A 12,619-nucleotide genomic window follows, 5' to 3' on the forward strand; every position below is an offset into this window, starting at 1 on the left:
GTCGGCGGCACTCAGGGCTGGCCGACTGGGCGCAGGCGGTATTGCGACGGCAGCTGCTCCAGGCCGCTGACGGTGACGTTGAGGTTTTTCCAGCGGCCGTCCTTGATGCCGTAGATGCAGCCATGCACCGACAGCTCCTGGCCACGATGCCAGGCGTTTTGCACGATGGTGGTGTGGCTGACGTTGGCCACCTGCTGGATGACGTTCAGTTCGCAGAGGCGGTCGACCCGCTCCTCTTCGCTGGCGAACTGGGCGAGGTGCTCGCGGTGCTCGTAGGCGAGGTCACGGATACTACGCAGCCAGCCGTCGATCAGGCCGAACTGGCGGTCCTGCATGGAGGCGCGCACGCCGCCGCAGCCGTAGTGGCCGGTGACCAGGATGTGCTTCACCTTGAGCACGTCCACGGCGTACTGGATCACCGACAGGCAGTTCAGGTCGGTGTGCAGCACCACGTTGGCGACGTTGCGGTGGACGAACAGGTCGCCGGGCAGCATGCCGACGATCTCGTTGGCCGGCACGCGGGCGTCGGAGCAACCGATCCACAGGTATTCCGGCGTCTGCTGCTGGGCGAGCTTGGCGAAGAACTCGGGGTGCTCGCGGTTCATCGCTTCGGCCCAACGGGCGTTGTTGTCGAACAGCTGTTGCAGGTCGCTCATGGTTGGCTCCTCCAGTCCGGTGCCGCACCTTAGTCAGCACCGGCACCTTTGACAAGCGCCATCCCCTAGGGCGCGGCATGCTGCCGCCACCAGCGCGGCAGCCTTGGTTGCAGATGCCTGGCCAACTGCTGCCAGGCGCCATGCCAGGCCTCGGCCTCGGCCGCCAGGCGGGCCCACTCCGGCATGCGCCGGTCCAGCGCGGCGAGCTGCTCGCTCTCCAGCCAGGAATGCCCGGCGCGCAGCGCGGCGGCGAATTCCGCATCGACCAGGGCGCGCCGATGGACACTCTCGAAGCGCCACCAGAGCGAGCGCTCCACCGGGTCATCGGCATTGCTGAGCAGGCTGGCACCGGCAGCCGGGTCGAACGCCAGCGGCTGGAACAGCGACAGGCACGGCGCCGAGGTCCCGGTGGCAGCCAGCCGCGGTTCACCGCCGCCAAGCCGGGCGATGAGGCTGGCGGTGGTTTGCGAGGGTCGCCAGAAACTGCCGGCGTGCATGCACACCTGGCGGTTGTCGTGGCGATGGAAGTCATGCTCGCGCTGGCCATGATTGCGCAGGGCGACGACCAGGGCTTGCCAATCGGGATGGCTCGGGCAGTTGGCGAGGAAGTCCATGTTCAGCCGACGACGCTGGTGCGCGCCGGCGATCCACGGCAGCACGCGGCCGTCGAAGGCGCGGGCGAAGTGGAAGTCGCCCCGGCCGTTCCAGCAGCCCAGGCGGCGCGCCTGGCCGGGCAGGTCTTCACTGGCGAGGTCGTATTCGTGGCCTAGCGTCAGGGCATTGGAGATCGCCCAGCGCTCGACGCGCTTGGCCGCCCACAGCCGCCCGGCGGTCTCCAGCACCCAGGCTTCTTCGGCGTCGGCGATCAGGAAACTGTTGTCGTAGCGCATGCGCTTGTTGCGGAAGCCGGCGGGACCGCCCTGGCCGTGGCGCTCCAGCAGCTCGGTGATGACTTCCAGCGCCTCGCGCGCGCTGGCGCCACGTTCCAGGCCCAGGCGCAGCAGGTCCATGCCGAGCAGCGCCTCGCCCTGCTGGCTGGTCAGGCGGGTGAAAACCGCTTCGTTGCCGATGGCCACGCCGTGTTCGTTGACGCCCATTTCCGCGCCCCAGATCCAGCTCGGCTGGCTGAGGATCACGGCATGCCGTTCGGCGCTCTGGGGGATTTCCAGGTAGGTGGTGCGCACGTGCGCGGCGCTGTCGCCACGCACGGCCGGCAGACGCAGCAGGCGTTGCGGCTCGGCCGGCTCGCGGTCGCTGTTCTTGGCGAACCAGGTGCGATTTTCACTGCGCAGGACGAGGGTGTCGCACATGCCGGCGCCTCCCTAGTTCACAGCGACGGCGCCAGACTCCGACGCACGTCGTGCAGGGTGGGAAACGGCAGGAGAATACCCGGCGCTATGCCGGGCACAGCGGGTGGCGCCCCGGGTGGACGGCACCGCCGTTGCAGCGGTTGGCTTCATGGCACGACCTTGTTCTTGTTATTGGTCGAAAGCCTAGACCAGCCGGTGGCTGCGGGATATGGCCGGAGTGACGGATCAGTCCAAAAGCGTACAGGCCATTACCAATGCGTCTTCGCGACCGCCCACGGCCGGGTAGTAGCCGCGCCGGCGGCCGATCTCGTTGAAGCCGAAGCGCTCGTAGAGGCGGTAGGCGCTCTGGTTGGACTCGCGCACTTCGAGGAAGCACTCGCGCGCGCCCAGCTCGTTGGCCCGCGCCATCAGGTGCTCGAGCAGGCGCAGGCCGAGGCCACGGCCCTGGCTTTCCGGCTTCACCGTGATGTTCAGCAGGTGCGCCTCGTCGAGGATGATCTGGATGACCCCGTGGCCGACCTGCTGGGAGCCTTCGAACATCAGCCAGCAGTCGTAGCTCTTCAGGCCATCGGTGAAGATGCCGCGGGTCCAGGGGTGGCTGAAGGCGGCGTATTCGATCTTCAGTACGGCATCGAGATCCGCCTCGGTCATGGGGCGGAAGGAAATCGCGTCGGTCATGCTTCGTTCTGGCTCGTCCAGCGTTGCCGCACCCGGCGCATGGCGCGCCAGAGCTCGGCCTTGAGCGGAGGTTCTTCGATCAGGCGCTCCAGGCCGGGGATGGCCCAGGCGACGCCAAGCTCCTCGACCTGCAGTTCGCGGTAAAGGGCATCGTCTTCGGCCTCGCCAGCGAAGCGCACGGCGGGGCGGCCGACCAGCCACAGGCACTTGCAGGCGCCGCTCTCTTCCAGGCGCGCGGCGACGAAGCCCTGTACGAACTCGCGGGCGGCCTGCGGGCCCTGGTCCAGGTTGCCGCGGGAGAGCAACGGCCAGCGCACCGGCTCGCCGATGATCTGCGGGCTGTCCGGCAGGCCGGCGGCGCGCAGCAGGTCCTTGAGCAGCAGGTAGGCCGGGTCGCGGCTGGCCAGTGGCTCGCCGGTGGGCAGTTCCACCAGCAGGGCGCAGCTGCCGGCACGCAGCAATTGCAGGGCAAAGCGCGGCGGCGGCTCGACCGGCACGCGCGGGGCCGCCGCTTCGGCCTCGGCCTGGGACGGTGCTTCGGGTGCCTTCTCGGCACGCTTGGGCATCACCACCGGGATCGCCGGGCGAGTCGGCGCTACCGCAGGAGCCGGTGCTTCGGTACGGGCTTCGGGTACGGCGGCCGGCGCCACCTCTTCGGCGGGCGCCAGCGGCTCCAGCAGTTCGGGGCGCGAAGGCGCAGCGAAGGGCAAGGCCACGCGCGGCAGCCAGGAGGCGACCTGCATGGCGCCAAGGTAGGCGCGACGGCGGGCTTCTTCGATCAAGAGTCCAGTACCTGTGGGCATCCTGCGGCTGCAGGGAAATCACAACGGGCCGGGATTGTCGCGTGAAACGCCGCGCGCGGAAAGTCCGGCCGGCGGAAGCGCCGTCAGTGGGTGCCGAAGACGTAGATGTTGCCGGTCAGCTTGACCGCGCCGGAGGCCTGGTAGGTGAGCAGGGTCGATTGCTGCAGCCCGGCGCCCGCCTTGGCCTGGTTGGCGCCGCCAAGGGAGAACTGCAGGTTGGTGGCGCTGGCGTTGGTCAGGCCGACCTTGAGCGCCTGCTGGTTGAACAGCGCGCCGTCGCCATTGAAGCCGCTGTTGATGTTCACCACGTCGATGGTCATGCCATCGAAGCTGAAGGTGCCCTTGAAGTTGTCCAGCACGATGTAGCCGGTGCTGTTCAGCGGCTGGATCGCCAGGCGCGCACCGCAACCGCCGCTGCAACGGGTGTCGGCGGTATTGGCCGCGGGGGTGAAGTTCACCGCCAGGCTGACGCCGTTCTGGCCGTTGACGCTGGACATCTCGCTGTCGTCGAGGCCCTGCATCTCGGCATGGACCAACGGCGCGGCAGCGAACAGGACGGCGAACAGGAGGCGGCGGGAAGGCAGGCTCATCGCTGTTCTCCTCAGCGCGGCAGGGCGTGCGTCTGCACGTTCAGGTAGTCGATGCGCATGCCGCGGATGGCCTGCGAACCGAGGTCGGTGCCGCTGATGCTCAGGTCACCGATGCTGATATTGCTCTTCTGCACGTTCTGGTAGAAGGCGTCGTGGTTGGCCCAGGTGACGCCCGGCGCGTTCAGCACCAGGTCGCCGGTGCTGGCCACGGTAAGGGTAGCCGGCTGGTAGTTGGCGTCGCCCAGGTTGAGGTCGAAGTAGATGTTCTTCAGCACCGCGCGGTCGTTGTCGGTGCAGGTCTGGCAACCGCTGATGATCATCTTGTCGGCATACATCTGCAGGCTCATGGAAAGCTTCATGCCGGCAGCGGCGCCCCAGATGTTGAGGTAGGAGCCGTTGAGCGTGAAGTTCTGGATGTCGATTGCGAAGTAGTCCTGGCGGGTCGTAGTGGCGCCCTGGCTGCCATCGCTGTTGTAGGCGACGCTCGGCAGCGTGAAGTTGGTCTTCAGGCCGATGTCCAGGCCCTGGATGCGCGTGTTGCCGGAAGTCTGCAGGGTGCTGGCGACCAGCTGCACCGTGGCGACATTGCCTTGCGTGCGCTTGATCGAGCCACCGACGCAGGTGGTGGCACTACCGCTCTGGGCTCCGCACAGTTGGACGAACCTGTCGTAGTCGCTGGCGCGCTGGCTCAAGGTGCGACCGTTGCGCTGCACGTTCCAGGCTGCGCTGAGATTCTGCTGGGCGGATTCGAGGTTGTCCGAGGACGTACCGTAGGCCGACACCGAGTTGTTGTAGTTCGTGGCTGCCGAGCAGTTGGCGAACAGCGGGCAACTGTAGGTCTGCCCCAGGGCCGGCTTGCTCTGGCAGGTGATGCCGCATATCTGCGAGGGAAGCTGATCATAGAGGCTGGACATGCTGGCGTACTTGGCGTTGACGTCAGCCTGCGCGGTGGCGACCTGGGCCTGCTGGGTGTTCACCGCCGCCATGTCGGTGTCTATGCCGCTCTTCAGCGTGGTGAGGTTGGTGCCATAGGTGGTGTAGATCGCATCGCGCTGGCTGGTCAGGCCGCTGAGCTCGCCGTTGATCTTGGTAGTGGCCTTGGTCGGATCGGTACACCCGGCTTCGCCGTACAGGCAGCCCTGGTAGTAGGACCAGAGGCCGAACTGGTGGGTGTCGTTGATCGGGTCGGTCCAGGTCGGCGTCTTCAGCTGCAGCGCCTGGGAGCCGACCGGGATGTTCTGCCCGCTGGCGTACTTGATCGGCCCGAGGGTGAAGGGATGCATGGGCGTGCCGAGGTAGGCCTTCACGTCCTGGGTGCCACGCTGGCTGCCGGCGCCCTTGATGTAGGCACCGGTGATGTCCACGGCAACGTCCGCGCCGGTGCTGTTCTTCACCCCGGTGATCTTCGCCGTGGCGGTGGCCTGGTCGTAGCTGAAACCGTCGATGAAGAAGCCCAGGCCGGCACCACTGACGCCTTCCAGCTGCTCGTCATCCAACGCCTTCATGGCCATGGCCGGCAGGCTCAGCAACGCGCCGAACAGGCAGAACAGGGACAGCAGGCGGCGGCTCATGTCAGCACCCCGAGGCCTGGGCGCCCATGCAGGTGGAGACCCGCGGCAGGCCACGCAGGGCGTCGTAGAGGTTGATCAGGATCGGATAGACCGCGTCGGCGCCAGTACCCACCTTGGGGAAGTTGGCGAAGGCGCCGGACTGGGTGCTGACGAAATTGCCGGCGTTGGCGAGGTCCTTCCAGGGCACGTTCTGGTTCTGCAGCGAGAAGAAGATGCCCTGGGCGCCGTCGGTGGCGACGTTGGTGCCGCCCGGTTTGCCGATGTAGATGCTCTTGTAGTTGGTCAGGTCGAAACAGGTGGTCAGGCCCAGCGCCTGGCAGTTGCTGGTGGTCGACAGGGTCGGGATCAGCGAGGCGATCAGGCCGCTCTCGTCGCTGTGCAGCGAGTCGCCCTTGGCGATACCGATCTGCGTGGCGCGGTTGATCGGCTGGCCGTTGATGGTGGTTTCCCCGGTGCCGGCCTTGAGCAAATTGACGTCGGCATAGACCTGGGTGTTGCCCGCCAGCGATAGCGCCAGGCAGTTGGTATCGAACAGGCAGGTAAAGCCATTCAGGTTGTGCTGTTGCATGTAGTACTGCTGGGCGATGGACGCCGGCCCGTAGATCTTGCCCTGCAGGTTGCCGGTCAGCGACTGGATGTCGCCGGACAGGTCGCCCAGTGCGCGGCCGAAGCCGATCCGCGCGCCGACCAGCTGGCGCACGCCCTGGGCATTGGTCTGGAAGGCGAACTCGACGTAGGGGTCCTGGATCTGGAACGGCACCACGCTGGCCTGGGCCGAGTTGGCGTTGTCCACCCGCCCCAGGGCGAAGTTGTTGATCAGGATGTCCGACGGCTGGTTGGACACGGTGTTGGCGCCGGTGCGGGTGTAGTTGCCCAGGCTCAGCTGGTCCATGTTGGTCAGCAGGCTGATGTCGGCGCCGAAGTTCAGGCGGGTGTACTGGTAGTTCTGGTAGGTCGACGCATCCACCGTGAGGAAGGCGGCCTGGCCGGTCACGTTCGACAACTCGCCATCGTCCATCGCCTGCATGTGGGCCTGGGCGGACACGGCCAGCAGGCTGCCGCAGAGGACGGCAAGGACGCGCGCGGGCAGACGAGTGGACGAAGGCATGGCGTTTTCCCGTTCTTGTTTTGTGGGCCGATCCGATCCGCACGGGGACTCGGAGCCGTGATCCCACTATGCAGGAATCCCCGGCTAGCACAGCCCAACCCATAGTCGAGAACGGCCCGATGGGGCGACAGCGGGTGTTACCCATTGTCACACCCGCGTAACGGCGAAGACGGGAACGCGCCGTCAGGCGTGGCGGAACAGGCCGATCAGGTGCTCGGCGATGGCGCCCTTGATGCCTTCGATGTTCAGCCGCGATTGCGACTGCAGCTTGGCGACGTTCAGCCGGTGCAGGTGCAGCGACGGCATGCGCGCCTCGTATTCGCGCAGATCGCCTTTCACCAGCAGCGGCAGGAAGGGCTCGTCGCGCATGCGGTAGCGGCGGATCAGCAGCTTCAGGCCGTCCTGGAAGCGCATCTCGGCGGAGCCGGCCAGGCGGTGTTCGCCGGGAATCTTCATGTACAGGCCGCTATGGCCCATGGTTTCGCCCGGCAGGATATGGATGCCGGTGGGCTCGACCGCCTCGGGCGGGATGTCGTGGAAGGTGTCGAACCAGGCCTGCTCGTCGGGAAGGATGGTGATGCCGCCTTCCTGGCTCTCGGGAATCACGAAGCTGTAGTTGCTGTAGAGCTTCTCGACGTACGACGAGTAGATGCACAGGCGGTTCTCGAAGCGACGCAGGAAGGCGATGGCCTCGCTGCGGTCGGTGATGGCATCGAGATCCCAGTCCAGATCGTTCTGGCGTTCCAGTTCGGCCCAGCGGGCCTTGGCGAGGGCGGCGTCGTAGGTCATGGCGGCAATTGGCTAGTGGCTGTTCTCCACATCGCAGAAAACATGCCAGGAAATTCAGTGACTTGGATCACAGTTACGCGGCCATCCCGGCCTCGCTCCGCCTGCCTCCGGTCGCAAACTGCCGCTTTTCGTCACCCCTTCCGCCGCGGGCAAACCTTTGCAGTACAATCGCCCCCTTTATCCGTTACCTGCGGCTTCCCGATGATCGATCCCCGACGCGTATTGCGCGCCCTCGCCGAACACTGGGCCCTGCTCGAACCGCTGTGCGAGCGCTTCGACAGCGGCACCCTGAGCCTCGCGGAACTGCGCCTGCAACTCACCGCGCAGCTCGCCGAAGGCAGCCCGGCGGACATCACCGCCCTGCTCGACCAGTGGATCCGCCTGGACATTCTGGTGCCGGTGGCCAAGAGCCCCAACCGCTTCGAGCTCAACGCGCAGATCCACGACTTCCTCGCCTACTTGCGCCACGAGCACCGCCTGGGCCTGTGCCTGGAGATCGAGGCCTACCTGCGCCACCTGGAACGCCTGGCCGGCTATATCCGCGACGCCTTCGAAGTGCGCGACGGCAACGACCTGGCGCGCCAGCTGCGCCTGCTCGACATGCGCGTACGCGACGTACTGAAGAAGCTCGCCAACGACGAACAGGCGCTGATCGCCGTGGCCGAGCGGGCCAAGACCAGCGACCGGCAGATTCCGCTGCGCCAGCGCTACGCCGAAGTCCTGGCGACCTGGGACGAATACGTCGAGCCGATGATCCAGCTGGTCTCCGCCGACGGCGCCTTCGAACAGGGCGTGCGCCGCGTCGAGCAAGTGCTGCTGCGCCTGCTGGGCGAACAGCACCGCCTTGGCCAACTGGTCGACGATGACCAGTTGCTGCGCACCCACGCGCGCATCCTGGAAATGCAGACCACCGCCCAGCTCACCCTGCGCCGCGCCCGCGAACTGCTGCTGCCGCTGCGCGAAGAAGCACGCCGGCACAACGCGATCACCCGCGGCGCCGCGCTGGCCCTCTCGGTGATCCGCCGCAAGGGCATCGAGGCCGTGCCGCAGGCGGCGCTGCCGCTGTTCACCCGGCCGCAGAGCACCTTCCTCGGCAGCGCCTCGCAGGTCGAGAGCTACGTCTTCGCCCTGGCGCGCTTCGAGCCCAAGCCGGCGCACTTCCCGAAAGCCAGCGGCAACCGCAAGGGCGACAGCCCGCGCGCCGCGCCGCGCACCGCCCGCGAGATGCTCGACCGCTGCCAGGCGGCCCTGCCGCTGCCGGACCTGATGGTCTGGCTGCTGGACCAGGAGCCCGGTGGCGCCACCGACGAGCTGCTCTACTGGTTCTCGCGCCTGTCGCGCGACGGCCGCTTCCAGCGCGAGCGCCTGGAGCGCCGCGATTACGAAACCGCCCAGCACAGCGTCAGCCTGTGCTCCTTCGCCCTGCTTGCCGCACCGACCGGCAAGGGCGACCAAGCGAGCGAACCCCATGCAAATTAATCTCACCGAACTGACCCAGCTCGGGCCGATCTTCCGCGAGCTGTTCAAGGGCTTCCACATCAGCCGCCGCGACCCCGAGCTGTACAGCCAGCTGTCCAACCAGCAGGACCAGTACCGCACGCTGTTCCGCTCGCTCGGCTTCGAACTTGTCTGCGACACGCGCGGCTTCTACTACTTCGTCCCCGAGCAGATCGGCGCCCAGGTCAACAAGACCGCCCAGCGCCTGGCGCTGTTCACCTTCATCCTCGTCGAGCACCTCGCCGACCAGGGTCGCGACCCGCTCGCCGTGCTCGACGGCGGCAGCATCGGCCGCGACGAGCTGCCGCCGCTGCTGGAGAAGTACCGCGACCTGTTCCTGCAGGCCGAGGTGACCACCCAGGAAGAACTCGAAGAGAAGGTCATGCGCCGCCTGACCCAGCTCGGCTTCGCCGCCGAGGACAACGGCGTGTACCGCTTCCTGCCGCCGATTCACCGCTTCCTCGACGTCTGTCTGTCGGTGCAGCAGGACCGCGACCTGGCCGCCAGCATGCACGCCGCCGACCTGGCCTTCGTCGCCCCGGCACTGGCCGAGGAAGAGGAAGAGCCCATCGTCAGCCTCGAAGAACCCCACGCGGCACCGGCCCCGGGCGCGATCGCGCCGGTTGAAGAAGACGAAAGCGAGGCAGACGCCCTCGCCCGCGCCATCGCCGAAGAACAAGCTGACATGGAGGCCCAGGCATGACCGAAGAACGTTACGGCATCCGCCGCTTCGCCCTGCTCAACACCGCCGGCTACAGCCTCGGCATCTTCCCGCTGGAACAACCGCTGTCGGTGTACGGCGCCAACAACCTCGGCAAGTCGGCATCGATCAACGCGCTGCAGTTCCCGATCCTGGCGCGCATGTCAGACATGAGCTTCGGCAAGTACAGCCTGGAAGCCTCACGCAAGTTCTACTTCGCCACCGACACCAGCTACATCCTCATCGAGCTCGAACTTCCCCACGGCCGCCACGTCATCGGCGTCGGCGGACGCGGCCCGGGCGGTGGCTTCGGCCACCAGTTCTTCGCCTACCAGGGCGAGCTGGACCTGGACCACTACCAGAAGAACGGCACCTGCCTGCGCCTGCGCGAGCTCTACGCCAGCCTCGAACGCGCGGGCCTGAAGGCCTACGAACTCAAGCCCGACGAGCTGCGTCGCCTGCTCGTCGGCGGCCACACCTCGATTCCGCTGGACCTCACGCTGATCCCGCTGCGCTCCACCAGCGAGCAGAGCCTGAAGACCTTCCGCGCACTGTTCATCAACCTGCTGCACATGCGCGAGATCACCGCGGCCAAGCTCAAGCAGCTGTTCCTCGACGCCTTCGAGCACAGCCTGCGTTCGGGCAGCGTCGACTACATCGCCGCCTGCGAAGAGGCCTTCCGCGACGTGCGCCGCATGGAAGGCGACTACCAGGCCCTGGTGGCCGCCGGCCCGCTGGTCGAGGCCCTGGCCAACGGCGTGCAGCAACGCGAACTGCTACGCGGCAAGATGCATCGCCTGTCGCCGCTGCTCGACAGCCTGCAGGGCACCTGGGAGGAATACTCCGGTGCGCGCAAGGAAGAGCTGGTCATCCAGGCCGAACACTACCGCCGCGAACAGGACGGCCTGCAGAATGAACAGCGCGGCGGCACCGCCGAACTGATGCGCCTGGAGCGCGAGATCAGCGAGCTGCAGCGCTGGATGGGCGAGCTGGCGGTGCTGAAAAACCGTTTTGCGCTGGTCGAGGACGCCAAGGTGCTGGAGCAGCAACTGCTCGCCGCCAAGGACGCCCACGACGAACTGGCTGGCGCCCTGGCGCACTCCCGGCAGTTCTCCAGCGAAGACCTGGACGAGCGCGTGCGTGACCTGGAGAAGCGCGTGAAAGGCGTGCGCCAGCAGCTCGAATACGCCGACAACAACAGCTACGCCCGCCTGCGCGAGGAGTTCTCGCAGCAGGACGTCGAGCGCCTGATGCGCCTGTTCAACGGTGCGCTGTTCAGCCTGCCGCTGGGCGAGAAGGGCGTGGACCTCGACAAGGAAGGCAAGTGGGTCGGCAGCGTCGAGAAGATCCTCGACGCCTTCAAGGGCGAGCGCTTCGAAGTGCCCGGCCTGTCCATCGACCTCTCGCACATCGAGCCGCCGGCCCTGCAGGCACTGGCCGACCGCGCCGCCCTGCGCGACCAGAAGGAACGCCTGGAGAAGGAGCTCAAGCAGCTCAAGACCCAGCAGAGCGTTGCCGCCGACCGCAACGCCAGCAAGGCACAGGCAGACAAGCTCTACCAGGACGTGCTCGACGCGCAGAAAGCCCTGGAAGACTTCCGCCGCAGCGAAACCCTGAGCGCTGAGGAACCGGCCAAGCTGGAACAGCTTGCGCAGCTGGAAGCCACCCAGGACGAACTCAAGCGCTCGGCCGACGCCTTCACCGAACGCGTCCAGCAGCTGTCCGCCAAGCTGCAACTGGTGGGCCGCCAACTGGCCGACCTGGAAGCCAAGCAGCGCACCCTCGACGACGCCCTGCGCCGCCGCCAGCTGCTGCCCGCCGACCTGCCCTTCGGCACGCCGTTCATGGAGCCGGTGGACGACTCGCTGGACAACCTGCTGCCGCTGCTCAACGACTATCAGGACACCTGGCAATCGCTGCAGCGCATCGACGGCCAGATCGAGGCGCTGTACGCCCAGGTGCGCCTCAAAGGCGTGGCCAAGTTCGACAGCGAGGACGATCCGGAGCGTCGCCTGCAACTGCTGATCAACGCCTACGCGCACCGCACCGACGAGGCCCTGACCCTGGCCAAGGCACGCCGCGCCGCGGTCACCGACATCGCCCGGACCCTGCGCAACATCCGCAGCGACTACGACAACCTCGAGCACCAGCTCGCGCTGTTCAACCGCGAGATCAACCGCCGCCAGGTGTCGAACCTGCAGAGCTTCCGCATCGTCCTCGCGCCGAACAAGGAAGCGCTCAAGCACATCGACCAGATCATCCACAGCGCCGGCCAGTACGAGGAAGGCGAGAACCTCTCGGTGTTCGACCTGACCCAGGGCGCCGAGCAGGATGCGAAGAACGAGGAAGCCAAGGACTACCTGTCGCGCCTGGTGGCCGCGAACAACAACCAGCTGGGCCTGAAGGACCTGTTCGAGCTGGCGTTCGAGATCACCAAGGTCGGCGGCCAGCCGATCGTCCACACCGACATCGACGGCGCGGCGTCCAACGGCACCACCATGACCATCAAGGCGCTGACCAACATGTACCTGTTGCTGCACCTGATGGACCGCGAGCAGGCCGGGCGCATCCGCCTGCCCTACTACCTCGACGAAGCCGCCGACATCGACGAACGCAACCAGGCCGCACTGCTGGAAACCAGCCTGCAGCTGGGCTTCGTACCGATCCTCGCGAGCGTGAAGCCGCAGGTGTCGGCGCAGGTGGCCATCGACCTGGAAGGCGGCAGCGGTCCCAACGGCATCTACATCGACGAAGCCGACTGGAAATTCATCCGTCGCCGCGAACGTCCCGCCGAAGCCCCCGCCGCAGAGGCCGAAGAGGCCGCCGAGCCGGCCTGATCCACCCTCCCCCCCCCCCCCCCAACCGGCGGCGGAATGCCCTCTCCCGATGATTTGTGGATGCTAAGCAAGCTATTGAG

General features: G+C 66.9%; 11 protein-coding genes. 3 read left to right on the forward strand and 8 right to left on the reverse strand.

Going from position 1 to position 12,619, the window contains the following annotated elements:
* Positions 1-11: 11 nt before the first annotated feature.
* From can to PKB_RS24160, 8 genes are all read right to left on the reverse strand, one after another.
* On the reverse strand, positions 12-656 hold the full coding sequence (gene can, locus PKB_RS24125; protein ID WP_043255190.1) for a carbonate dehydratase: 645 nt from the start codon (positions 654-656) through the stop codon (positions 12-14).
* Between the two features lie 65 nt (positions 657-721).
* Positions 722-1,966 carry a C69 family dipeptidase gene (locus PKB_RS24130; protein ID WP_043255192.1) on the reverse strand — a complete coding sequence of 415 codons (1,245 nt, stop codon included), beginning with the start codon at positions 1,964-1,966 and terminating at the stop codon, positions 722-724.
* A 225-nt stretch (positions 1,967-2,191) separates the two neighbouring features.
* Entirely contained in the window at positions 2,192-2,644 is a 453-nt protein-coding gene (gene rimI, locus PKB_RS24135; RefSeq protein WP_043255194.1) for a ribosomal protein S18-alanine N-acetyltransferase, read from the reverse strand.
* On the reverse strand, positions 2,641-3,426 hold the full coding sequence (locus PKB_RS24140) for a hypothetical protein (RefSeq protein WP_043255197.1): 786 nt from the start codon (positions 3,424-3,426) through the stop codon (positions 2,641-2,643). The genes rimI and PKB_RS24140 overlap by 4 nt, the downstream gene beginning before the upstream one ends.
* A 104-nt stretch (positions 3,427-3,530) precedes the next feature.
* The gene (locus tag PKB_RS24145; RefSeq protein ID WP_043255199.1) at positions 3,531-4,037 is read right to left on the reverse strand and encodes a DUF6160 family protein; all 507 of its coding nucleotides are present in this window, start codon (positions 4,035-4,037) and stop codon (positions 3,531-3,533) included.
* Positions 4,038-4,048: 11 nt separating this feature from the next.
* Positions 4,049-5,608 (reverse strand): hypothetical protein, encoded by a 1,560-nt coding sequence (locus PKB_RS24150; protein ID WP_043255201.1) that lies wholly within the window; start codon positions 5,606-5,608, stop codon positions 4,049-4,051.
* 1 nt (position 5,609) lies between these two features.
* Positions 5,610-6,716 (reverse strand): DUF6160 family protein, encoded by a 1,107-nt coding sequence (locus tag PKB_RS24155; protein WP_043255204.1) that lies wholly within the window; start codon positions 6,714-6,716, stop codon positions 5,610-5,612.
* 183 nt (positions 6,717-6,899) lie between these two features.
* Complete coding sequence (locus PKB_RS24160; protein WP_043255206.1) at positions 6,900-7,505, reverse strand: hypothetical protein; 606 nt, start codon at positions 7,503-7,505, stop codon at positions 6,900-6,902.
* 201 nt (positions 7,506-7,706) lie between these two features.
* Here PKB_RS24160 and mksB point away from each other — a divergent pair, with 201 nt between their 5' ends.
* Genes mksB through mksF form a run of 3 tightly spaced genes read left to right on the forward strand, consistent with a single transcriptional unit; the run spans position 7,707 to position 12,539 of the window.
* Positions 7,707-8,984 carry an Mks condensin complex protein MksB gene (gene mksB, locus PKB_RS24165; RefSeq protein WP_043255208.1) on the forward strand — a complete coding sequence of 426 codons (1,278 nt, stop codon included), beginning with the start codon at positions 7,707-7,709 and terminating at the stop codon, positions 8,982-8,984.
* A complete protein-coding gene (mksE, locus tag PKB_RS24170; protein ID WP_043255210.1) occupies positions 8,974-9,705 on the forward strand; it encodes an Mks condensin complex protein MksE in 732 nt (243 codons plus the stop codon). The genes mksB and mksE overlap by 11 nt, the downstream gene beginning before the upstream one ends.
* Positions 9,702-12,539, forward strand: a complete 2,838-nt coding sequence (mksF, locus tag PKB_RS24175; protein WP_043255212.1) for an Mks condensin complex protein MksF — start codon at positions 9,702-9,704, stop codon at positions 12,537-12,539. Before mksE ends, mksF begins: the two co-directional genes overlap by 4 nt.
* The last annotated feature ends 80 nt before the right edge of the window (positions 12,540-12,619 follow it).

This window comes from Pseudomonas knackmussii B13, from assembly GCF_000689415.1.
GTDB classification, from domain to species: Bacteria; Pseudomonadota; Gammaproteobacteria; order Pseudomonadales; family Pseudomonadaceae; genus Pseudomonas; species Pseudomonas knackmussii.